Annotated in this window: 17 protein-coding genes; 5 read left to right on the top strand and 12 right to left on the bottom strand. The window is 40.0% G+C overall.

Going from position 1 to position 23,502, the window contains the following annotated elements:
• Nucleotides 1-1,227: a 4-hydroxy-3-methylbut-2-enyl diphosphate reductase gene (locus H4075_RS06230; protein WP_182805155.1), complete on the top strand. Its 1,227-nt coding sequence runs from the start codon at nt 1-3 to the stop codon at nt 1,225-1,227.
• A 49-nt stretch (nt 1,228-1,276) separates the two neighbouring features.
• On the opposite strand, the gene H4075_RS06225 is transcribed toward H4075_RS06230, so the two are convergent.
• The 5 genes from H4075_RS06225 to H4075_RS06205 all read right to left on the bottom strand — a co-directional run bounded on the left by H4075_RS06225 (nt 1,277) and on the right by H4075_RS06205 (nt 9,601).
• A complete protein-coding gene (locus tag H4075_RS06225; protein WP_182805153.1) occupies nt 1,277-2,830 on the bottom strand; it encodes a T9SS type A sorting domain-containing protein in 1,554 nt (517 codons plus the stop codon).
• A gap of 286 nt (nt 2,831-3,116) precedes the next feature.
• Nucleotides 3,117-4,721, bottom strand: a complete 1,605-nt coding sequence (locus H4075_RS06220) for a T9SS type A sorting domain-containing protein (RefSeq protein ID WP_182805151.1) — start codon at nt 4,719-4,721, stop codon at nt 3,117-3,119.
• A gap of 338 nt (nt 4,722-5,059) precedes the next feature.
• Nucleotides 5,060-6,016 (bottom strand): T9SS type A sorting domain-containing protein, encoded by a 957-nt coding sequence (locus tag H4075_RS06215; protein WP_182805149.1) that lies wholly within the window; start codon nt 6,014-6,016, stop codon nt 5,060-5,062.
• A 299-nt stretch (nt 6,017-6,315) separates the two neighbouring features.
• Nucleotides 6,316-6,999 carry a (d)CMP kinase gene (gene cmk / locus H4075_RS06210; protein ID WP_182805147.1) on the bottom strand — a complete coding sequence of 228 codons (684 nt, stop codon included), beginning with the start codon at nt 6,997-6,999 and terminating at the stop codon, nt 6,316-6,318.
• A 64-nt stretch (nt 7,000-7,063) separates the two neighbouring features.
• Nucleotides 7,064-9,601: an ATP-dependent Clp protease ATP-binding subunit gene (locus tag H4075_RS06205; protein ID WP_182805145.1), complete on the bottom strand. Its 2,538-nt coding sequence runs from the start codon at nt 9,599-9,601 to the stop codon at nt 7,064-7,066.
• Nucleotides 9,602-9,685: 84 nt separating this feature from the next.
• Here H4075_RS06205 and H4075_RS06200 point away from each other — a divergent pair, with 84 nt between their 5' ends.
• Both H4075_RS06200 and H4075_RS06195 read left to right on the top strand, forming a co-directional pair.
• Nucleotides 9,686-10,060, top strand: a complete 375-nt coding sequence (locus tag H4075_RS06200) for an STAS domain-containing protein (protein ID WP_182805143.1) — start codon at nt 9,686-9,688, stop codon at nt 10,058-10,060.
• Between the two features lie 50 nt (nt 10,061-10,110).
• Entirely contained in the window at nt 10,111-11,013 is a 903-nt protein-coding gene (locus tag H4075_RS06195) for a ribonuclease Z (RefSeq protein WP_182805141.1), read from the top strand.
• Here the strand turns inward: H4075_RS06195 and H4075_RS06190 are convergent.
• The 7 genes from H4075_RS06190 to H4075_RS06160 all read right to left on the bottom strand — a co-directional run bounded on the left by H4075_RS06190 (nt 11,001) and on the right by H4075_RS06160 (nt 21,828).
• Nucleotides 11,001-12,146, bottom strand: coding sequence for an alpha/beta hydrolase (locus H4075_RS06190; RefSeq protein ID WP_182805139.1), 1,146 nt, complete (start codon nt 12,144-12,146; stop codon nt 11,001-11,003). The genes H4075_RS06195 and H4075_RS06190 overlap by 13 nt on opposite strands.
• Nucleotides 12,147-12,169: 23 nt before the next feature.
• Nucleotides 12,170-13,057 (bottom strand): 4-hydroxy-tetrahydrodipicolinate synthase, encoded by an 888-nt coding sequence (gene dapA, locus H4075_RS06185; RefSeq protein WP_182805137.1) that lies wholly within the window; start codon nt 13,055-13,057, stop codon nt 12,170-12,172.
• Nucleotides 13,058-13,106: 49 nt separating this feature from the next.
• Nucleotides 13,107-14,081 carry an acetyl-CoA carboxylase carboxyltransferase subunit alpha gene (locus H4075_RS06180; RefSeq protein WP_182805135.1) on the bottom strand — a complete coding sequence of 325 codons (975 nt, stop codon included), beginning with the start codon at nt 14,079-14,081 and terminating at the stop codon, nt 13,107-13,109.
• Nucleotides 14,082-14,195: 114 nt separating this feature from the next.
• Nucleotides 14,196-15,689 (bottom strand): RagB/SusD family nutrient uptake outer membrane protein, encoded by a 1,494-nt coding sequence (locus H4075_RS06175; protein ID WP_182805133.1) that lies wholly within the window; start codon nt 15,687-15,689, stop codon nt 14,196-14,198.
• A gap of 18 nt (nt 15,690-15,707) precedes the next feature.
• Complete coding sequence (locus H4075_RS06170; RefSeq protein ID WP_182805132.1) at nt 15,708-18,815, bottom strand: SusC/RagA family TonB-linked outer membrane protein; 3,108 nt, start codon at nt 18,813-18,815, stop codon at nt 15,708-15,710.
• A 137-nt stretch (nt 18,816-18,952) separates the two neighbouring features.
• The gene (locus H4075_RS06165) at nt 18,953-21,001 is read right to left on the bottom strand and encodes a ComEA family DNA-binding protein (protein ID WP_182805130.1); all 2,049 of its coding nucleotides are present in this window, start codon (nt 20,999-21,001) and stop codon (nt 18,953-18,955) included.
• The gene (locus H4075_RS06160; RefSeq protein WP_182805128.1) at nt 20,998-21,828 is read right to left on the bottom strand and encodes a PorV/PorQ family protein; all 831 of its coding nucleotides are present in this window, start codon (nt 21,826-21,828) and stop codon (nt 20,998-21,000) included. The genes H4075_RS06165 and H4075_RS06160 overlap by 4 nt, the downstream gene beginning before the upstream one ends.
• Before the next feature lie 112 nt (nt 21,829-21,940).
• On the opposite strand from H4075_RS06160, the gene H4075_RS06155 reads away from it, so the two are divergent.
• Both H4075_RS06155 and H4075_RS06150 read left to right on the top strand, forming a co-directional pair.
• Nucleotides 21,941-22,816 (top strand): bifunctional 5,10-methylenetetrahydrofolate dehydrogenase/5,10-methenyltetrahydrofolate cyclohydrolase, encoded by an 876-nt coding sequence (locus H4075_RS06155; RefSeq protein ID WP_182805126.1) that lies wholly within the window; start codon nt 21,941-21,943, stop codon nt 22,814-22,816.
• Nucleotides 22,817-22,838: 22 nt separating this feature from the next.
• Nucleotides 22,839-23,492: a 7-carboxy-7-deazaguanine synthase QueE gene (locus tag H4075_RS06150; RefSeq protein ID WP_255460374.1), complete on the top strand. Its 654-nt coding sequence runs from the start codon at nt 22,839-22,841 to the stop codon at nt 23,490-23,492.
• Nucleotides 23,493-23,502 lie beyond the last annotated feature (10 nt).

The following is a 23,502-nucleotide window of genomic DNA, read 5'->3' as shown; positions in this document are numbered from 1 at the left end:
ATGAAAAAGTTTGAAGTACCAAATATCTACCGTAGCCAACTCATCTCAGGCATTAAGGCAAAACGAAAAGAGCAAGACAAGCTGAAAAAAGATTTCTCGCCTACCCTTCTTGATCTGGGACCGGTTCAGTTTTACCTTGCACGCCATTTCGGTTTTTGTTATGGCGTGGAAAATGCAATTGAGATTGCGTTTAAAACAATTGAAGAAAACAAAGGCAAACGTATTTTTTTGTTGAGTGAGATGATCCACAATCCACAGGTGAATGCGACACTTATTGAACGTGGTGTACAGTTCCTGCAGGATACTTACGGTAAGCAATTAATTCCATTTGATGAGATCAGGAGTGATGATGTTGTGATCATTCCTGCTTTTGGAACAACGCTCGATATTGAAGAGATGTTAAACGCAAAAGGTATTGCAACAGAAAAATATAATACAACTTGCCCTTTCGTAGAAAAAGTATGGAACCGAAGCGAACAGATTGCTGGAAAAGGTTATTCAATTGTTGTACACGGTAAGCCAAAACACGAAGAAACAAGAGCCACGTTTTCGCATGCAAGTTCACACACACCTACTGTGATCGTGAATGACATGAAAGAAACCATTGAGCTGGGAAAATATATCACTGGTGAAAAACCAGCTGAACAGTTCTATGAAGAGTTTAAAGGACTTTATTCAAATGGGTTTGATATTACAAAAGACCTTGAACGGTTTGGTGTCGTAAATCAAACAACACAACTCGCCAGTGATACACAAGCCATTGCTGAATATCTGAAAGCTCTTGTGATGAAGCATTACAATTTAAATGCACAAAACATAAGTGAACGTTTTGCTGATACAAGAGATACACTTTGTTATGCTACCAATGACAATCAAACAGCTATAACAGGATTACTCGAAACAGACGCCGATATTGCGGTGATTGTTGGTGGATATAACAGTTCAAACACTACTCATCTTGTTGAGTTGTGTGAAGAAAAACTCCCCACCTATTTTATTAACAGTACAGACAAGATTCTTTCTTCAACTGAGATCATGCATTTCAATTTTCATGACAAGAAAGAATATATTACGAAAGATTTTTTTCCTGCAAAACGACCGGTTAAAATTCTCATCAGCAGCGGAGCTTCTTGCCCCGATTCATTGGTAGAAGCAGTGATGGATAAACTTGCTGTAACATGCAATGCAGCCGATGCATTTCAACAACTAAAAGAATCTTACAAATAAAAAGCGGGGCTCTGAGAGCCCCGCTGCTGTTATCAATCCCCGTCACTACTTATTTTACAACTATTCTTTCTGTAATAGTTTCGCCTGTTTCACGGAACCATATCTTTAGAATATATATTCCCGGATTGAGATTATTCATTTGTAATGACTGGTTACGCAAGCCGTTCAGTGATTTCAAAGTCCTTCCGGTTACATCAGTTAGTATTACGTCATACAAACCTGCGTCTTCAGGAACAGCAATTGCAAAGAATCCATTGCTGGGATTAGGATAAACAGACACATCAATTTTCTGAGCATTATTGCGAATAGCTCTGATATCACTGTAAGTGTATCCACCATCTTTATCGACAATCCGCAAGCGGTACAACACATTTGTTCCTGAAGTAAGATCTGCATCAGTGAAATAATAAGCGGTGCCACCGCCGTCATTTGCTTTGGCTGTTACAAATCCAATACTTGTATATGCAGCTTTCCCAACTTTTCGTTGCACATCAAATCCACTGAAATTAAATTCCTGTGCAGATTCCCAAGAGAGGTTCACATTATTAAATACACGCTGAGCTTTAAAACTCAACATTTCAACAGGTAAAACTGTACATGGGTTGTTCATAATGCCTGTTACACCAGCTCCAAGATAACCGGGAGTGGTAATGTTTACCAATGCAATCAACGGCTTATTTGAGTTAGTGTCGCCATTCTGAAATGTATAGTTGTTGAATGATAATACTGAACCCACATAAGCACTTTTGAATCCCGGCAAAACTGTACCTGGCAAAACCCCTGTATTGAAGTTTGTAGTTGTTTGCGCAAGAATATCAATACCCTCATTAATTGCCCCACTTCTGTCTACATCAATATACAAACGATAGTAGCCTGAAATAGTTTCAATACCGGGAACAGTTACATCATCAAATTTGCTTTGAATATTTAAATTATATGTTCTTGTTGATGTGCAGTTAACAGAACCTGATACAACAGGGTCGCCTACCACAAATGTTTCACCACATCCCCAACATTGCGGACGTTGATCGCCTACAGTTGACCAACTAAATGCCCGAACCTGTAAAAAATCAAGCGCAGTGTTGCTGACTTTAAATGACAGGTCCTGAATATAAACATGGTCTACATTAGGATCGGTATTATGTGCAATTTTATAAATAGTTGCACCAAGGTAGTTAGGGGTAACTGCAGCATCATAATGGTAATTGGTAAAAATACCTGTTGTTGCCGGAACGTTTGTGCTGATTGCGTTATCATCAAACCCAAAAGTGAGAAATGCTTTATCTAATACATCAAGGTTGTTATTGGCATCTGTAAATGTAGAAGGTGCAGGTGCTGTGCTTTGCTGGCCGTTGCAATTATATCGTTGCATTGTTGTTGCCGGATAATCAGTCTCCCGCCACATATGAAGCCATACGTCTTTGTTGCCGCCATTTACCGTAGCATTAAATTGAAGATCGATCGTATACAACAAACTGTCGTTGCCGGATGGAGAAGTTCGAATATTACTTACAATTACGTTTGTGACATTGCATTGTGCGAGAAGAATGTTATAAGTTGAAAGAAATATCCCTACTGATAACAGGAGTAAATACTTTTTCATAAAATACAAATTGAAAAATGAACAATTTTCAGCCCGGCTCCTGCCAGTTGATGCCGATCATTTTTGAGCTGGCTGAAGATTAGAGAGCAGCATCAGATACAAATGAATATTCCATGTAGTTAATTTTACAGAAAGGTATTACAGCTGATAGATGAAAACAATGACGTGCATTTGAATAAACTAATTACAGGATGATTGTGATCATACAGTTATATAAAATAAAGAGGCCTCCTTTCGGAGGCCTCTTCTCTTCGGTTTTATCTGGTTTTTCCTGTCCAAAGAAATTTTATTGAACAATAATCCGCTCAGTTATAGTTTCACCTGTTTCACGGAAATTTATACGAAGCATATAAATACCAGGTCGCATGTTATTCAATTGAAGATTGCGAACACTAATACCACTCCAACGTTGAACTGATTTGCCTGTGTAATCATCTAATGATACATCCATTTTACCTGAAGTTTCCGGAATGGTTACATTAGCAGTACCACGGTTTGGATTTGGATAGATAGAAATGGTAAGCAATCCACCATTTCCTGTACGCACAGCTTTTACTTCACTGTAAGTAGCACGACCATCCAGATCAACCTGACGCAAACGATAGTAGGTTACCCCTTTTGCCAATGCTTGATTATCATCAAAACTGTATGAAAATGCACTGCCTGTTCCACCTGGAGCTTTTGAATCTACAAATCCAATTTTTTGGTATTGACTGTTTCCGGCAGAACGTCTTTCAACTTCAAATCCATCATTATTATTTTCCTGGTCAGTTTCCCATGTCAGGAATGCCTTACCACTGCGTTGTGTTGCATTGAATGATTTAAAGGAAACAGGAAGTACACCGCAATTGTTAGATAAATTTCCGCCAGTACCAGCACCCAAATAGCCTGTAGTGGTAACAACAACTTTTACCAATACTGGCTTTGATGAGTTAAGATCTCCGTTAGAAAACACATAATCAAATGAAAGATCAATTCCGGCAAATCTGCTATTAAAACCAAATGGAATTTCTGTCTCTGGAGTGTTGGGATCCTCCAATGAAGTAGTAAAATTAGTAGAACTCTTAACTAATAAATCGGTGCCCTCTTCCAACATACCATTTGTATTGACATCCACATACAAGCTATAATTACCTGAAATTGTTTGAATCCCGGCAACGTTAGGATCATCGTACTTACTGTCAATAAATAAATTATACTTCGGCTGTGTAGCCCCACCCGGTTGTGCGCAGGAAATGGATCCTGAAATGATTGGGTCGCCGATTGTGAAGGTTTGTCCACATCCCCAACATTGAGGTTTTCCTCCTGTTCCGTTTGTAGACCAGTTAAAAGCCCGTACCTGAATGAAAGGTTCAACCTGGTAGTCATAGTCAGGAATAAAAAAGCTCAGGTTATTAATAGATATTTGGTCATTGTTACTGTTAATATTTGTTTTCTTAATTGTAGAACCAGCAAAATCTAATATTACCGTATTGTCATAATCAGTGTAACTGGTAATAATACCTGCAGTTGAGAAATCTGTAGATGAAACAGCATTAATGTTGAATCCATAATTCAGGAATGCATCGTCAAGCACATCGACTTCAGTATTCCCGCCGCTTATTCTAACAGGAGCCGGAGCGGCGGCTTGATTACCAGTGCAATTAAAAGGAGATGGATGCATTTGGGCCTGAGGATACTGGAGTTCTTTCCAGACATGAAAGAAAACCAGCTTATTACCACCGTTTGTTGTGGCTGTAAACGTAACATCCATTGTTATGTTTGTTCCGCCAACACCTGGTGAATAGGTTAGATTGTCAATAACAACATTTGTAACAGTACATTGAGCGGTTACCTTGTTGGTAAATTGAATTGAAACTAAAAGAGCCAGAATTTGTAAAAACTTTTTCATACAAAGGTTTTTGAGGTTAAAAAATCAGAGGGGTTTCACTAGGACACCTGTTGAAAAAGTTGATCAATGGGATATAGGTGAATAGAAACTTATCTGACAAGAATCAGATAATTCAAAGGAAGCTTGGAGTTAGCAATTAAATAAAATTCGTACTGAAAATTGGAGATAAAGAAGTTGGGTGTTCGTAGGATGGAGAATAGATTAGAACATAAAAGTAGAGTTGATTATTTATATATGCAAGCGAACGCTGTTATTTTTTTTGAACAAAAAACAGAAAGCCTCACTTGCGTGAGGCTTTCATTTGTCTTGATCTTATCTGGTTTTTCCTGTCCCGTATTTTATTGCACCGCAATTCTTTCTGTGATCGTTTCGCCAGTTGCACGGATGCTTACACGCAGCATGTACATACCTGGTTTCAGATTATTCAACTGGAGATTACTTGTAGTAAGACCGCTGAAACGTTGAACTGATTTTCCGGTAAAGTCATCAAGTGATACATCATATGTTCCAACACCTGAAGGGAGGGCAACATTAGTTGTTCCACGACTTGGATTAGGATATACTGAGAGAACAATTGCACCATTACCAGTTCTTACTGCTTTGATTTCGCTGTAAGTAGCACGACCGTCAAAATCAACCTGACGAAGACGATAGTATGTTACACCTTTAGGGAGACTTGTTGCATCTTCAAAGCTGTAAGTGAATGCATCACCATTGCCACCCGGAGCTTTTGAATCAACGAAAGCAATTTTTTGATAAGCACCACTACCGATGCGACGCTCAATTTCAAAACCATCGTTATTCAATTCAAATAAAGTTTCCCATGTAAGCGATACTTTGCTGCTGCGTTGAACTGCATTGAAGTTTGCAAGAGTTACAGGAAGAGTTGACTGAGTGCAAAGTGTAAGTTGTTCACCATTCCATTCTCCGAATGGAGCCACATCAATATAAAATTGATATTGAATACCGCCTTGAGTTAATGCGCCTGCATTATCAGTTTCAAAACACCATTCAATTTCGTAAACACCATTTGGTTTCAATGCGCCAATTTTTGATGCTTCAATTATTGTAGACGTTGTCCCGGTTTGGCTGTTAATGATTTGGTAGAGCTGCAAATTGGCATTTGGCGCACTAGGGAATGAAACTATAAGAGTTCCCCCTACTCCACCATACGGATCGCATCTTGAATTGCCATTACCGTTATTTCGTTTAGCATCAGTGGGGCATGTTGTTGTTTGGGCAAATGCACCCATAACTAACATAATTAAAGCCGAAGAGAGTAAAAACTTTTTCATAAAAAAGGTTTAGAGGTAAAAAAATAGATTGGCGGTTCAAAGGACACCTTTTGAAAAAGCAATTCAATGGAGGATATAGTGATTACTGTGTCGTAAAACGACATAGCTCATCACAGGAAGATGGACAGTATAACCAGAAATTAAGTTCTAAAAGAGAAAAATTGGATTGTTCGGATGAACGGATTTAAGGGGAGTTCTTCGGATAGAAGGATTAATGATAGAGCGAAGATATACGTAGGTTTTGAAAATGCAAAGCTTTTTCAAAAAAAAATTGAAAATACTTTTTGGGATACAATCTGTTACTGCTTCATCCTTACATACTTAAGCGCTATTTGCAGCTGCTGAGTTTGTGTCAGATCCGAATTATCAATTACCACAGCATCTGAAGCTTTTTGCAGCGGGCTGACTTCCCGGTGAGAATCGATGTAATCTCTCATCTCCAGATTCGCCTTTACTTCTTCAATTGTGATGTTGGGGTTCTTCTCGTAAAGCTCTTTAAAACGTCGCTCAACCCTGATGGCATTATCAGCTGTCATAAAAATCTTGAGTTCAGCGTTCGGGAAAACAGTGGTACCGATATCCCTGCCATCCATGATGATACCTTTTTCTGCCCCCATTTTCTGCTGTTGGGCCACAGCAAATGAACGAACGGCTTTTATTGCTGCAACTTCACTCACCTTTTCAGCTACAACCAGATCACGGATCACATACTCTACATTTTCCTCATTGAGGTAAATCTCTGAATCACCTGTTTTATTGTTTGACCTGAACTCGAGGGTAATATTGGACAACGCCTCATCTACTTCCGGCTCATTTGTCCAGTCGATATGATTGCGCAGGAAATAAAGTGTAATTGCACGATACATTGCCCCACTATCAATATATATATAACCCAACTCTTTCGACAATTGCTTTGCCAATGTGCTTTTACCACAACTCGACCATCCATCAATGGCTATCGTAATTTTTTTGCTTTTTTCCACGGGACAAAACTAATTAAAAACCCCGCTGCAAGAGCGGGGTTTAAAATATTCAGTACGCTGTTTTTTAAGCCTCTGATGATTTTGCTGATTTTTTTGATTTCTCCTTAAAAGAGAATTTTATTTTTTGATTCTCCTTATCCAGATCAGCGATCAACACATCACCATCCTTAATATTCATATTCAATATCTCCTCGGCCAATGGATCCTCAAGATATTTCTGAATGGCACGATGTAATGGCCTTGCGCCAAACTGCGCATCATATCCTTTATCAGAGATGAATTCTTTTGCTTCTGCTGTAAGTTCGAGCGCAAATCCGAGATTTTTCAATCTTGCACTTACACCTTTCATCAGGATATCTATGATGCGGAAGATATGATCTCTTGTAAGCGAATTAAAGATCATCACATCATCGATCCTGTTCAGGAATTCAGGAGAGAAGGTTTTCTTCAGTGCTTTTTCAATTACTGCTTTATTATTCTCTTCCGCATTCTGCATACGTGTTGCAGTAGCAAAGCCTACACCTTCACCAAAATCTTTCAACTGGCGTACACCAATATTCGAAGTCATGATGATGAGTGTATTCTTGAAATCAACTTTTCGACCTAATCCATCAGTTAATTGACCATCATCCAACACCTGCAAAAGAATATTATAAATATCCGGGTGTGCTTTTTCAATTTCATCCAATAGCACAACTGAATAAGGTTTACGGCGTACACGTTCTGTCAACTGACCGCCTTCTTCATAACCAACATATCCGGGAGGTGCACCAATTAAACGGCTAACAGTGAATTTTTCCATGTACTCACTCATATCAATACGAATAAGTGCATCGTCACTGTCAAACATATAACGGGCTAAAGCACGGGCTAACTCAGTTTTGCCAACACCAGTGGGACCTAGGAAGATAAATGTACCGATTGGTTTCTTTGGATCTTTCAAGCCTACCCTGTTACGCTGGATCGCTTTCACTACTTTGCTGATTGCCTCATCCTGGCCAATTACTGCACCTTGCAGATCATCTGCCATACGACGGAGCTTATCAGTCTCAGCCTGTACCATACGCTTCACGGGAATACCTGTCATCATACTCACGACTTCAGCAATTGCTTCTTCATCAATTGGGTAACGCTTATGCTTACTTTCTTCTTCCCACTTCGCTTTTGCTTTCTCTAATTCTTCACCCAAACGCTTTTCAGTATCACGAAGAGATGCAGCTTCTTCAAAACGCTGGCTCTTCACTACTTTATTCTTCTCTTGTTTGATGTCTTCGATCTTCTTCTCCAGGTCAAGAATTTCCTGCGGCACATTGATGTTTTTCAAATGCACTCTTGCACCAACTTCATCTAATACATCAATTGCTTTGTCTGGTAATAAACGATCGGTCATATAACGATCACTCAGCTTCACACAAGCGTTAATGGCTTCGTCGTTATAAGCTACATTATGAAACTCTTCATATTTCGACTTGATGTTATGAAGGATCTGAATTGTTTCGTCAATACTTGGCGGATCAATAATTACTTTTTGGAATCGACGATCTAACGCACCATCTTTTTCGATGTACATTCTGTATTCATCTAATGTAGATGCACCAATACATTGTAATTCACCTCTTGATAATGCAGGTTTAAAGATGTTAGACGCATCCAGTGAGCCACTTGCACCACCAGCACCAACAATTGTATGAATCTCATCAATGAAAAGAATCACATCTCTGTTCTTCTCTAATTCATTCATGATCGCCTTCATACGTTCTTCGAACTGTCCACGATATTTTGTACCCGCAACCAATGCCGCAAGATCAAGCGAAACAACACGTTTATCATACAACACACGTGAAACCTTTCGTTGAACAATACGAAGTGCAAGACCTTCAACAATGGCTGTTTTACCAACACCTGGTTCACCAATTAAGATTGGATTGTTCTTTTTCCTCCGTGAAAGGATCTGTGATACACGTTCAATTTCATTTTCACGGCCAACAATCGGATCTAATGATCCATTCTCAGCTAATCGTGTAATATCTCTTCCGAAATTATCAAGCACGGGTGTTTTACTTTTTGCACCAGCCTGTTGTTTGGAACGTGATTGTGAGTACTTCGATTTTTCATCATCAAAGTCTTCTTCGCCGGGATCATCATACTCGGCACGGGGTTCGTTTGATTTTACCATACCTAATTCATTTCTGAAAATATCGTAATCAATTTCAAACTGGTTTAAAATCTGAGTGGCGATATTCTCTTTGTTTTTTAATATTGATAACATCAGGTGCTCTGTTTCCACCTGCGGACTTTTGAGTGCTTTTGCTTCAAGCACAGTTACACGTATTACCTTTTCTGCCTGTTTCGTTAACGGCAAGCTGTTGATATTGGCAATATTCTTTCCGGTTTTGTCTTTTACTGCCAATTCAATTTCCTTTCGCAGCTCGTAAAGATCAACATGCAGATTTTTTAATACTTTAATGGCAGTGTTTTCTCCTTCCCTGATCATCCCTAATACGAGATGTTCAGTTCCGATAAAATCATTTCCAAGCCTCAACGCTTCTTCCCTGCTGAACGAAATGATTTCTTTTACTTGTGTTGAAAAATTATGATCCATAGATGGATATTCGGTTTTTACAATTATAACGAATAATTTTGACTGAAGTTTACTATAAGTTACACACTATCTGTTAATAATACTATGAATGTCAAAATTGATACCAAGGAAAAATTTCATGTGCTGACACCCATGGAAACCACACTTTCGGAAAATATGACAGCCGAAATCAGCCAATTGTTGCTTTCCTGCCGTGAAAAGGAAGTCAAAAATGTGATCCTTAACCTGAGCCAGGTGACAAATATTGACGAACAGGTGGCTCAAATTATTTTAAATAGTCAACAGGAATTCTATGACCTGGAATTATCCTTTGTTATTTGTGAAATGAAACCTGAACTGGAAGAATTTCTCGACAAAGTGGAAATTCTTGATCTGCTGAATTATACACCAACAGAAAGCGAAGCATGGGATATTGTGCAAATGGAAGAAATTGAACGTGAACTTTTTGAAGACGAATAAAGAACCTACTTTAAACAAAACATCACCAACAACTAAAACCAATTGCCTTCATGCTGGCTGTAACCATACTTGGAAATAACTCTGCTATACCTGCGTTTGGCAGACACCCTACCGCTCAAATTATTACTACTGCCGATGATCTGCTGATGTTTGATTGTGGAGAAGGAAGTCAGATTCAGATCCTCAACTACCGCATCAAACGCAGCCGTATCAACCATATTTTTATTTCTCACCTTCATGGAGATCATTACTTTGGTTTAATTGGTTTGCTAAACAGCTTTGCTTTACTCGGCCGCATTCAACCATTGCATGTATATGGTCCACCAGAGTTAATTGAGGTAATTAATTTACAGTTCCGCATTTCAAACACATCATTACCATTCACTTTTACATTTCACCCGATTGAAAAAGCAGGATTGCTGCTTGAGTCAAAAAGTTACACGGTGGAATGTTTTCCAACGCAACACCGCATTGAATGCTGGGGCTTTCTGGTGCGTGAAAAACGACAACCCAGAAAGATCAACATTGAGAAAACATCTTTTTATGATATTCCTACATCTGCTTTTGCAAGCCTTCAGGCAGGAGAAGATTATGTTGCCGGCGATGGCGCATTCATCAAAAACGAACTGCTGACAGATGAAAATGTAAAAGCAAAAAGTTATGCATTTTGTGCCGACACAATTTATGATGAAGCTCTTGTGCCAATTGTTCAGCATGCTGACCTGGTCTATCATGAAAGCACCTACCCCGCTGCATTAACTGAAAAAGCAACCGAGCGTTTTCATTCTACCAGTAAGCAGGCAGCTACCATTGCATTAAAAGCAAATGTTGGAAGATTATTGATCGGGCATTTCTCCGCAAAATTTGAAGTGATCGAGCAATTTGGAACAGAAGCAAGAGAGGTTTTCCCGAATACTGAACTGGCAACAGAAGGTGTTACTTATCTGGTTTGATTACTGAGCCATTCGTAAAAGGCAGGTAATTCTTTTTGCCAGAAACGCTCATTATGTTGCCCGTTTGCAACAACCCGGTACACTGATTTTGTTGATCCTTTCTTTTTTACTTGTTGATAAACAAGCTGCATGTCTTTTGTCATCTGTTCTCCTTCCAGTTCTCCACAAACAAAGTAAAAAGGCGACTTGATGGAAGATGCTTCTTCAACTTTTGTTATTACTTCAGGAGCAATCCAGAATGCCGGTGAAAAAACACCTGCCCTTCCAAATACATCAGGATATTTCAATACAGCATAAAAAGAGATCAGTCCTCCCATAGAGCTGCCGGCGATTGATGTGTTTGCGGATTCAGGTTTTGTACGAAAACGTTTGTCGACATAAGGCTTTAATGTTTGTGCAAGAAAATCGACATAGGCATCGCCTTCACCATCTCCAAACCTTGATGAGTAAGGATTATACTCTGTAAGCCGCTTACTGTCACCGTGATCGATACCAACAATAATACATTGATTTCTTGGCCTTGCAGAGTCCATCATTTCATCTACTCCCCATTCTCCAAATGAAGCAGTAAGTGCATCAAAAAGATTCTGACCATCGTGCATATACAAAACAGGATATTCCTTTTTATTGAACGCATAATCTGCAGGCAAATAAACCCACACTCTTCTTTTTCTGTTTAATTGAGGAATGAAAAACGCCGTGTCCATCACAAACACATTTTTGGTGCGGGTTGAAACTGGTGGACGGCCGGGCATATCATCAGCCCATGCTTCTATCTGAATTGCTAATGTTGTATCGGAATTGATCTTTGCAACACGATTATTAATAGATGCTCCACTTGCTGCGCATTCTACTTTTGCCCAGCTCCCTCTTGTGATCTTGTATTCAAGCAAGCCTTTTGATACGGCTTTGATCTCAGAAACTAAATTGCCGTTGGCTGATTTAAAAAATTGAAACGATGGCAAACCGGGGTTCCATCCGTTAAAGTTACCTGCAACAAAAAGTGTATCTGCTTTGTGAGCTATTGGCTGATTAACAATTTCAAACTTAACAGTAAACTGCGCAATGGATGAACTGCAGCAACAGAAACCTGTTACCAATAAAAGAATAAACCGGCAGCAATAGTTGTACATATTGTTATAAGAAGAAGGTTTTCTTAGCCCAAACGTTGCAGGTAGTTTTTAACTGATGCATGCAAACCTTCACTTAATGGAACAACAGGTAACCGCAGATTGTTTTCGAGCAAATTCAATTCAGTCATGAATGCTTTAACACCGGCAGGGTTATTTTCAGCAAACAAAAGATCATAAGCTTCAAGCATCTGATCGTTCAGCAATTTTGCTGCTGCAAAATTTCCTTTTAATGACAGCCTCACCATTTCACTGAATTGTTTCGGCAGACAGTTTGCAGCAACGCTGATAACACCATCCATTCCGCATGCTATCTGTGGCATCGCTAAATTATCATCCCCACTTACTACTAAGAAATCGGCAGGTTTATCTTTGAGTATTTGCATCGACTGCGCCATATCGCCACTTGCTTCTTTAATACCAATGATATTTTTGAAATCATGTGCCAACCGCAAAGTTGTTGCAGCAGTCATGTTTCTACCGGTACGACCAGGTACATTGTACAAAATGATCGGCTTGGGTGATACTTCTGCCAATGCTTTGTAATGCTGATAAATACCTTCCTGCGATGGTTTATTGTAATACGGACTAGCACTTAAAACTGCTGCCGCCCTCTGTAAGGGAAACGTTTCGAGATCTTTGATCAACGACAATGTGTTGTTACCTCCAATGCCTACTACAACAGGAACACGATCAGCTACTTTCTCGTAAGTAAAAAGGATCAGTTCGATCTTTTCTTCTTTACTCAGCGTTGGCGTTTCGCCTGTTGTTCCAAGAGTAATAACATATTCTACATCGTTATCGACCACAAAATCAATAACACGTTCAAGGGCTGGATAATCGATCTCCATGTTGTCTTTAAATGGAGTAACTAATGCCACACCGGTTCCACGCAGTTGATCTCTGAAGCTCATAGTTGATTAAAAGAAATATTAATAGTTATGTTTAAGTCCAATGTTATGTTTACAGCTCATCCCAAAAGCCCATTTTGCTGTAGCGCTCTATACGTTGGTTGATGCGGTCTTCAGGAGCTCTAGTTTTCAACTCCTGCAAAATCGGGATCAGCTCTTTTTTCAGCATTTGTGCTGCAGCATCGTAATCCCAATGAGCACCGCCTGCGGGTTCAGGCACAATGCCATCCACAATGCCAAATTTATACATGTGTTCAGGAGTAAGCTTCAATTGCTCAGCAGCTACTTCTTTCTTGTCCCAGCTGCGCCATAATATGGAACTGCAACTTTCAGGAGATATCACCGTGTACCATGTATTTTCAAGCATCAATACTTTATCACCCACGCCAATACCTAATGCCCCGCCGCTTGCACCTTCGCCTATCACCACACAAATGACCGGCACTTTCAAACGGATCATTTCATAAATATTTCGGGCAATAGCTTCGCCTTGTCCACGCTCTTCAGCCTCAAGACCGGGGAATGCACCTGGCGTATCAATTAATGTAATAACAGGTTTATTGAATTTTTCCGCCAGTTTCATTAATCGTAATGCTTTGCGATAACCTTCGGGGTTGGCCATACCAAAGTTTCTGAGCTGACGCATTTTGGTGTTGATCCCTTTCTGTTGACCAATGACCATGACCGTTTCCCCTTCCAATTGAGCAAAACCGCCAACCATTGCTTTATCATCTTTCACACCACGGTCGCCATATAACTCCACGAAATTCGTACACATCTTATCGATGTACTTTAATGTATATGGTCTGTCGGGATGACGGCTCAGTTGCACTTTTTGCCAGCTTGTTAAATGCTGGGTGATTTCATTACGTTTATCAAGGATGCTTTGCTCAAGTTGCTGAATGGTTGCCGAGTAGTCGATCTTCGGATTTTTTTCTGCCTTATGGCGCAATTCCTTTAGCTCATCAACCAAGTCCTTAATAGGCTTTTCGATTTCGATGAACTGACGGTTTTCTAATGATGGCATAATATAGAAGAATATTAGAGTGCTAAAATTAACAGATTGAGGTGCAATATTAATGAAAAAGGCCACCTCTTTTGAGGTGGCCCTTGTATTTCATTAACTGATTGAATATTTCTTTTATCTCCAACCTGCATTTGACGTACCAATACCATCAGCTTTAGCCTCAGTTCCAAACGTATAGAATGGAGGTGATAAGCGGAATAGCTCCAATATCTTCGCAGGAATAGGGAAATGCAAAGGAGTACCTTTTTGAAGAAGATTCAACTTGCGCATTTCGAAGAACTGAATACCCATACCGGTTGTATAAAGCTCTACATGTCTTTCATGATGAATAGCCTTTACAATATCAGCAAGTACTGCAGCTACAGGAGCCATGCCACCTCTTGTAACACGTGTTCCTGCATTAATGATTGCAGCAGCACCAGCTAAATCACCTGAATAAGCACGGGCTTCAGCCTTGAGGAGATCATTTTCAGCTTTCATTACTTCTGCTTTCTCGCCAATCGCTGCTACATAAATAGCGTCGTAACGCTTATTTCTATAGTTAGAGAAATGGTAGTAACCCCTTGCAGCAAGAAAATCATTTGAAGCAAGAAATTCAAAATCTGTATTCAAGCGTTGGTCAACCGGGTTGGTTGATGCCGGCGGATGAGGGAACGTTGGTGAATCGTCCCAATGTTTTGGTTGTGTAGGATCCATCATGTTTACAACATACATATCCGTACGACCCCAACCTGGGTATGTAAGATAATCACCAGCCTCAAAATACCATGTGCTTGTGCCATCCATTACAATTTTCCAATCTGCTGTAATACCATTGTCTGCATAAGACTTCACTTTTGCCCAATCCACAGCAGCTAATTCTGTCTTATTCCTTGGAAGATAAGCAAGAATACGTGCGGCAGCGGTGTTACACATCTTCTTAAAATCTGCACTTGAAATATCCGCTGGCGTACCAAACCAACTTGCAGGTATTGTGAAATTTGCATTGGCTTCTGTAATTGCTTTGTCAAGATATCCAAGCGCTGCTGTTGCAACTTGTTTGTAAGTAATTGCCGTTTCAAGAACGCCTTCAACAGATGTCGCTTCATCAACAACATGGGCTTTATCGAACAACAAAGCCAAATTGCCGTAAGCCAACCCTTGAACAAAACGTGCAGCAGCAATAGCCCTTGCATTATTAGCACCGTTTTCACCAATATCAACTCCGTTATCGATTGCTTTTATTACTTTGCTGGCAGTTGAAATAGCTGAGTACATCTTATCATAAGTCGCCTTTAATACCGCACCATTACCATAGCTGGGTGAATTATTCCAACCATTGTTACGTGGCTCCCATGACATATCTCTCATCCCTGCATTACCCCATGAACATGTAGCATGGTCTGCTGCTACAGCCATCATCATTTGCACACCGGTAAAATCATGTTCACCATGAAACACTGCGTTAAAAAGACCTGCTGCAACATTTTCAACATCCTCTCCTTTTGCGTATACTTTCAAAAAGTCAGGATCGTTTCCATTGGGAACATCCAACAAATCTTTTTTACATCCTGCCAGACCTACAGTCAGCAAGGCTGTAAAAAATAGGTATCTGTTAATCTTTTTCATATAAAAACGTTTATGTTATTAAAAATTAAACTGAAGTGAAAATGCTATATTACGATAAATCGGGTTGGCGCTGATTCCATCAACAGGAAATCTGATCGTACCAACTTCAGGATCGTAACCTGAATACTTAGAAAAAGTTAACAGGTTGCGGCCAATTACCTTCGCATTGATTCCCTTAACAAAGCCATTAAAAATTCCACTTAATGCTTTAGTAGGTACAGAATAACCTAACGCAATTTCACGAACCTTTAAATAAGTGCCATCTTCAACCCAATATGCATTTGCGTTGTTAGCATCATACATACCAGTACCCCAGTATGCAGCGGCTTTCTTTTGACCGGCAGGCACATTCGTCATATCCTGTTTTTGACTGATGTAGTTAAACACTAAGCGTTGTTCCTTACCATTGTAAATGTCACCACCTTGCTTCCAATCTAACAAAATGTACAACTGAAAACCTTTGTAAGTTAATGTATTAGTAATACCGGCAACGAAATCAGGGTTACCATTTCCAATTTTACCATACCACAAAGAGCCATCAGCATTCAATCTCTTAATCGGTAATTCAGAAGTTGTTCCTTCAGTTCCTTTTGGAATTACATATCCTTCACTGTTTATAACGTAGTCAGAAATTGTTTTACCAGCCGGGAGCTGAGTAGCCATTTCTTCTAATGTACGTACCATTCTGTATCCATAGATTGCACCATATACTTCTCCTCCTTTAACGTAGAAGATATTCTGATCACCATTGAAATCCTGACCACTCGCTAAATATGGAGCAATTGGCAATTCTGTAATTCTTTGTTTCACCCTTGAGAATACAACGGTTGATTTCCAAGAGAAGTCTTTCTTCTTTATCCAGTTCGCTCCAAATGTTAACTCAAGTGTATTAGATTTTACTGTACCGGCATTTTGCCATTGACTGTTAAAACCATCATTCAGGAAAGGAATTAAAGGAACATTCAGGAACTGATCTCTTGTTACAGACTCAGCATAAGTTACCTCTAAGCTGAATTTCTTTAAGAAATCAACGTTTAATCCAATTTCCTTTTCCTCAGTTGTTGAAGGCTTCAGCAAATTGTTACCTTTTTGGCTTGCTACAGCATTACCGTTTGAAAGGTTGTAAACTTCATACTGCCAATCAAAACCAGGACGGATACCAGCAGTACCGTACGCAACTCTTACTTTCAATTCGTCAATTCCTTTGATTTTGAAATCTTCAGAGATACGATAACCAGCAGATGCTCTGTAATAAGGATTCCAACGTGCTTCAGAACCAAATAATGAAGAACCATCGTAACGGAACATACCATCAAAAAGGATCTTGTCTTTCCAATCCATGCCTAAGATTGCAAAATAGTTTTGGGCTTTTTCGCTTTCAACATAAGATGACGCATCGTTGATGCTTGAAAAGTTTTCGAAATTTTCTATCCCGGAAATTCTGAACTGAGAAGCACTAATGAAATTGCTTTCGTAATTTCTGTTTTCGTATAGATAAGACAATTTACCTCTGGTAGAGAAGTTGCCAAATTTATGTGCGAGGTTAAGATTGATTTGCGTATTGTTCACTCTGGATTCGCTCGTAGATTGAGACATGCTACCCTGTGTATAAGACATACCCATGGTTGCAGCCGTACCGCCAGATCTTGTCCAGGTATCCTGAGGATTGATACTTGAAGATCTGAAATTCTCAGTCTCCATTGTTTGGATTACATCCAAATCAGCCCATGGTGTAAAACGAATGTTGACATTATAATTAGCCACCCATCTGCGTGATTTTGAGCTGTTTTTTTGCTTGTACAGAGGATATAAAGGATTTGTTACTTCCGCATTAAAGTTATTGATGCGTAAGTAGTAAGGCTGTCCGTCTGGGTTTGGAGCACCCAGATTAACATCCTTTTCCATACGGGCAATATTATAAAACAAACCACTTGCTGCTCCTGCAGTACTTGAAGATCTGTTGATAAACAGGTTAGATGCACTGAAACGTAACCACGGAGTAATGTTCTGATCGATATTAAACCGGAAGTTTTGTCTTTCATAACCGTCAGTCAGTTTAACAACACCTTCCTGTTTATTATTTTCAAAAGAAAGATAGACGTTGTTCTTTTCTGTACGATTTGCTACTGAAATAAAATTCACCAAATTAACCCCGGTTCTGAAGAATTCAGCCTGAGGGTTGCGATAAACACCAAATGGATTATCCATGTAACCATCAGCATCAATACCTCTTGAACCGCTGATTCCTGGATCGAAACCTGCACCAATGTAATTAGCAGGATATGTAACACCGGCATACTTGGTATATTTTCCCTGAGCTGTTTGCCAATCAGTTGCTAACCTATAATAATGAGACTCAGATGTTTTCAGGTAGTGGGACAGATCCTGCATACCTAGTTCATTTCTAACAGTAATAACCGGCTTATTAAGGCCAAGTCCTTTACCTCTTTTCGTAATAACAGATATTACACCATTACCAGCTCTGGAACCATATGCTGCAGCTGCGGCAGCACCCTTTACCACTTCCATTGATTCAACGTCGTCAATATTAATGTCGGCCAAGCTACCCGATAAGATTACTCCATCTACAAGAATGAGCGGAGCCGAACTCGTACCCAGGTTATTATCACCTCTTAATAACAAATCAGCACCCTGTCCAGGGTTACCATTTACTGATGAGGTTTTTAAACCCGCCACTTTACCAGCCAATGCATTGGCTGCAGAAGATGCAGGCACAGTTTGCAATTGTTCTGCACCTACTTTGGTTACAGATACTGTCATCTTCTTTTTTGATGTTGCGCCGGCAACACCCGTAACAATTACTTCACTGATCTCGGCACTTTGGTTTTTTAAGGAGACATTCACTTCCCCTCCCTCAATGTCAACTTCAGTAGTAGCTAAGCCTACGTAACTGAAAATTAAAGTTTTGACTTTAGGACCGACAGAAAGGGTAAAACGACCGCTTACATCTGTAGTAGTGGAAGCATTTCCACCTTTCGCAGAGACAGTAGCTCCAGCAAGTGGAGAACCGTCTTCAGAAGTAACTTTTCCAGTTACACTCCTTTGTTGGGCAAAGGTCAGCCCACAACTTAACAGCAGGACTAAGACTGTTACAAATTTTCTCATGTTGATTGATTTAGTTAAAAAGACGTTTCAAATATAAGGCTTCTTTTAAACTAACAAAAAATTGTTAATTTTTATTAAAGGCATATTAATGCTTTGACAAGTCTATATTCCGGATGGTTGCTTTGGCAAGATAAAAATCATAACCTCCATAAAATCTGCACCTTTACTTCGCTTCGCTGATTGCCAGCAATTTCATCAAGGCCGGAGCCAATCACCATCCTGTTTCTGTAAATAAATTGTGCCCAGCGAACCCAAAATGTCAGCTTCTTTGACAGGTCGTAATTCACATTCAGGTAATAGCGGTAGCCCTTGTCTGCAAATGGGGGAATGGAAAATCCGTAAAGAACATCATTCTCATATGCATAAATACGGCTGTTGAAATCATCGGTTTCAAAGTACTGCAACCGTATATTGGCAGATAAAGGTTTAATCTGAGGTTTATAAAACACATCAAAAAAGGCAAGAAAACCACGGCTTTCCAACGGGCCGCCCACATCATACCACATAACATCAAGCCGTTGGCGTAGTGTTACAGACGGACTTACTTTATACTGGATTTGGGTTCTCCAGTTTCTTCGGATCACCGGTTCAACCAAAGCTGTTACTAATTCACCATCATCAGTATAATTCAGCGCCTTGCTTTCCTGGCGGAAACGGGTATAAATTTCAATTTGTTTGTTTGGGCGATGGGTTAACTGTACAAGATAATCCTGCCCGTTTGAAGGAGCATCAATGCGAAAACGCAAATAAGGGAAGCGGTAGAAATCCATATAAGCATCCAGCTTCCATTTTGCATTTGGTTTGATGGATGCGCCTGTAAACAATCCTTTTTCATTGGTTGGGAAAGTGCCTTCGGTGAATGCATTTCCAAATATTGATTGATAGCCTTTCTGAATATCCCGATAGACAAAAGAGAGGTCAACTTTGGGATCGGCACTGATGAGCAAGCCACTCATCATTCCATAATTACTTCTGTTATGATTGGCCAATTCACCATACCAATGCATGTTGCGCCAGGTGTAACTCCAGTCAACACTCATGTTGGTGAGTTGTTTTCCGTTAAAGGCAAAATTGTTGTAAGGCTGATCATCTCGTTGCAGTGGTTTATTAAATTGAAAATACACAGCATTGGCACCGATGTGCAGATTGCCATCGTTATAGCTGACATTTCCACCAAAAGAATTCATTTGCACAGCATTCTTATCAGCCTGTTCATTTGGTGTGCGATGCAAGCCTGAAGTAACGAGTGAAGAAAAATAATCTTCTGCATTCAATGTATCGACAGTAAGATTGCCACTCACCTTTCGAAATGATGCAAAGCCCGTTACCTGAAACCGATTTTTTTCTAACGTGATGGCCGCGCCACGATTAAAGAAATATTCATTGGTTGAATTAAACGGACGAAGAATGGAAGCCTGTCGCTTTGTATTGATCACATCAACATTTTTTTTGAATGCCAGCGATTGCCATTGAATTAATCCCTGACCCATATTCACGGTATAATCTCCAATGGCAAGGTTTTTTATGATGCCCACATTGCGAACAAAGAAATGCGCCGAATAATAATCAAACCCATTTCGCTGCGCACCTTTGAACCATTGCTCGCCGGGATCTTTTTCAGCAGTAATTCCATACTGCAACAGATTCCTGTACACATATTTGTAACGCAACAAAAAACGTTCACGGCTGCCGGGATAAAAACTTGTTGCGGAAGTATCTCTTCTTCGTTTGAATCCTTTTGATTCTTCTAACACATAGGTAATCCTTGAAAGAATTGTATGTTCCCCATCACGCAACCTTCGGCCAACATCTTCTCTCATCGATATTGCGGGGCCAACCATTACAAACGGTAATATTTTTTGAATTAATTCATTGTCCCATGTTGGTATTGACTGCAATTCATAAATGCTGATGAACTTTCCAAACAGGCGCCGGTAGCTGAGAAAATTAGCTATTTGTAAAGGCGATAAAAAAGTAAACTCTTTTAATTCCGTTTCGGAAGCACTATTAAGATTTAGTTTATTCCGTTGATAATGACGAAGCGTTTGCAAATAAGAATCATCTTCTGTTTCCGATTCATTTACTTCGGTAATATTTTCGATCTGCTGTTCGGTGGTTTGTGTTTCCTGTGCTATGCCTTTTGCACAACAAAAACATAAGACGAGTATGATAATTCCCTTTCTCACTCGCTTTTATCTTCTTTTTTTTTACCATTGAATAAGATCATTACCGCAGGAGAAATACCTAACTGCGGATGATAAGCTGTTGCTACATCAACTCTGAATGCGCCAAACTTTAAACCAACCCCAAGAAATGGCTGCGTATTGACTGTATTGATTCCTGCACGGATCAACAACTGCTTTACCAGTTCATATTGAAATACCGCATTCACCCCCGCATTTTTATTTTCTTCCTTGATCAATTCGGCACTGATGAAGAAACGATCACTTACTTCGTATCCCAAACCACCACGATAAACAGAAGCTATCTTTTCATTAGCCGCCTTATTCAATTCGCCACCAACAGGATTGAATACACTAAAACCAGCATGCAGTTTCTCACTCAAATGCATCAGTACACCTGCTTCAAAATGAAAAGTGGAAACAGATGTATAAGCTGGAATGCGCAAATTGTAATAATTGAATTTAGCCCCAACATCTATTTTCGTTCCCAATGATCTTGCGTAACCTAGCCCGATCTGCGTTTCATTATAATTTGAGTATCCAAAATAATCCGCCTGCAAACCAAATGTTCCGGAGTTGGTTTGAAAACCCGCAACAGCTGTATATTGACTTAAGGCATTCAGCAGAAAACGCCGTTCACTATAAACGCCAGCCCCCGTTTGTTGCAGATTGGCTAATGCTGCCGGGTTAACCATGAATGAAAATGCATCAGCGGCATTCTTGCTGTAAGCACCTAAACCGGGATAACTGCTGACCAACGGTTGCCGCACCGTTTGAGCAGACACATAGGCACAAATCAGTAGTAGAAGAGGAAGTATAGATGTTCTCAAGCAGCAGGTTTTGAATCAGAAAAATAGTGTTTTATAGGCTCGGATAAAAGCCTCTTGATTTAATTTTTTGTAATGCGCCACAAACAATCGCCTGCTGCGTTATTTTTGCGGCATGCAACTACTCGACGGCAAATTGGCAGCCCAGGCCATTAAGGAAGATCTCAAGAAAAAAACTTCAGCATTACAGGAACAGGGAAAACGTTCGCCCCATTTGGCAGCCATATTGGTTGGTACCGATGGTGCCAGTGAAACCTATGTGGCTTCAAAAGTGAAAACCTGTGCCGAGATCGGGTTTGAATCAACCTTAAAACGTTTCCCTTCCACCATCAGCGAAGAGGAACTGTTGCGTGAAATTGAAGAGTTGAATAACAATGCAGATGTGGATGGTATTCTTGTGCAATTGCCAGTGCCAAAGCATATCAGTGATGATAAAGTGATCAACGCAATTGATCCTTCTAAAGATGTGGATGGTTTTCACCCGGTGAGTGTGGGCAATATGGTGAGCGGAACACCAACTTTTATTCCTGCCACTCCTTACGGTATTCTTTTATTGCTGGAACATTTCAAAGTTGAAACAAAAGGGAAACATGCCGTGGTGATCGGCCGTAGTCATATTGTTGGAACACCTATGAGCATTTTATTAAGCCGTAAAGCTTACCCCGGCAATTGTACTGTTACAATTTGTCATTCCGCTACGACGAATCTCAAAGAAATCTGTTTGCAAGGCGACATTATTGTAGCTGCATTGGGTCAGGCGGAATTTTTAACTGCCGATATGGTGAAAGAAGGTGCTGTTATTGTTGACGTAGGTATTACACGTGTAGCAGATGCATCAAAGAAAAGCGGATTTGCGTTGAAAGGCGATGTAAAGTTTGATGAAGTGGCGCCAAAAAGCAGTGCTATTACACCGGTACCCGGTGGTGTTGGACCCATGACCATTGCAGGCTTGCTGATGAATACCTACAATGCTTACATGAAGAAGCAATAAGCCTTCGTTATCTTTGCATTTCATGACTGAAACAGTAATTGAAACAACACAACAGGTATTGCCTGTAATGGAATCGTTCTACACCCTACAAGGTGAAGGATACCATCAAGGTCGTGCTGCCTATTTCATTCGCCTCGGCGGATGTGATGTAGGTTGTGTTTGGTGTGATGTGAAAGAAAGTTGGGATGCAGAGAAACATCCGAAGTTTGGAATTAGTGAAATAGTCAAAAAACTTGATTTCGAAACAGGCAATAAGCAACATACAATAAGCAATAAACCAATTGTTGTAATAACGGGCGGTGAACCGCTGATGCATGATTTGACAGAACTCACAAAAGCAATTCATGCAGCAGGTTTCGAAACCAATATTGAAACATCTGGTTCGCATCCGTTGAGTGGTGAATGGGATTGGATCTGCTTATCGCCAAAGAAATTCAAAGCACCATTGATTGAAGTGGTGCCACATGCAAACGAGTTAAAGGTTGTAATCTTCAACAAAAGTGATTTTGCATGGGCAGAAGAATATGCGGCATTGGTTTCACCAACATGCAAACTTTTTTTACAGCCTGAGTGGGACAAAGCTGCACAAATGACCCCGCTTATCATCGACTACATCAAAGCAAATCCACAGTGGGAACTGAGTCTTCAGTTGCATAAATACATCAACGTACCCTAATCGGGGGCTT

The organism is Lacibacter sediminis, assembly GCF_014168535.1.
GTDB lineage: Bacteria > Bacteroidota > Bacteroidia > Chitinophagales > Chitinophagaceae > Lacibacter > Lacibacter sediminis.
Note: the sequence above shows the minus strand (reverse complement) of the source record. Positions and strands in the feature narration are given on the sequence as shown.

Coding starts and splice junctions, on each gene's coding strand:
- H4075_RS06230 (WP_182805155.1), top strand. CDS start 1: ATGAAAAAGTTTGAAGTACCAAATATCTACCGTAGCCAACTCATCTCA.
- H4075_RS06225 (WP_182805153.1), bottom strand. CDS start 2,830: ATGAAAAAGTATTTACTCCTGTTATCAGTAGGGATATTTCTTTCAACT.
- H4075_RS06220 (WP_182805151.1), bottom strand. CDS start 4,721: ATGAAAAAGTTTTTACAAATTCTGGCTCTTTTAGTTTCAATTCAATTT.
- H4075_RS06215 (WP_182805149.1), bottom strand. CDS start 6,016: ATGAAAAAGTTTTTACTCTCTTCGGCTTTAATTATGTTAGTTATGGGT.
- H4075_RS06205 (WP_182805145.1), bottom strand. CDS start 9,601: ATGGATCATAATTTTTCAACACAAGTAAAAGAAATCATTTCGTTCAGC.
- H4075_RS06200 (WP_182805143.1), top strand. CDS start 9,686: ATGAATGTCAAAATTGATACCAAGGAAAAATTTCATGTGCTGACACCC.
- H4075_RS06195 (WP_182805141.1), top strand. CDS start 10,111: ATGCTGGCTGTAACCATACTTGGAAATAACTCTGCTATACCTGCGTTT.
- H4075_RS06190 (WP_182805139.1), bottom strand. CDS start 12,146: ATGTACAACTATTGCTGCCGGTTTATTCTTTTATTGGTAACAGGTTTC.
- dapA (WP_182805137.1), bottom strand. CDS start 13,057: ATGAGCTTCAGAGATCAACTGCGTGGAACCGGTGTGGCATTAGTTACT.
- H4075_RS06180 (WP_182805135.1), bottom strand. CDS start 14,081: ATGCCATCATTAGAAAACCGTCAGTTCATCGAAATCGAAAAGCCTATT.
- H4075_RS06175 (WP_182805133.1), bottom strand. CDS start 15,689: ATGAAAAAGATTAACAGATACCTATTTTTTACAGCCTTGCTGACTGTA.
- H4075_RS06170 (WP_182805132.1), bottom strand. CDS start 18,815: ATGAGAAAATTTGTAACAGTCTTAGTCCTGCTGTTAAGTTGTGGGCTG.
- H4075_RS06155 (WP_182805126.1), top strand. CDS start 21,941: ATGCAACTACTCGACGGCAAATTGGCAGCCCAGGCCATTAAGGAAGAT.
- H4075_RS06150 (WP_255460374.1), top strand. CDS start 22,839: ATGACTGAAACAGTAATTGAAACAACACAACAGGTATTGCCTGTAATG.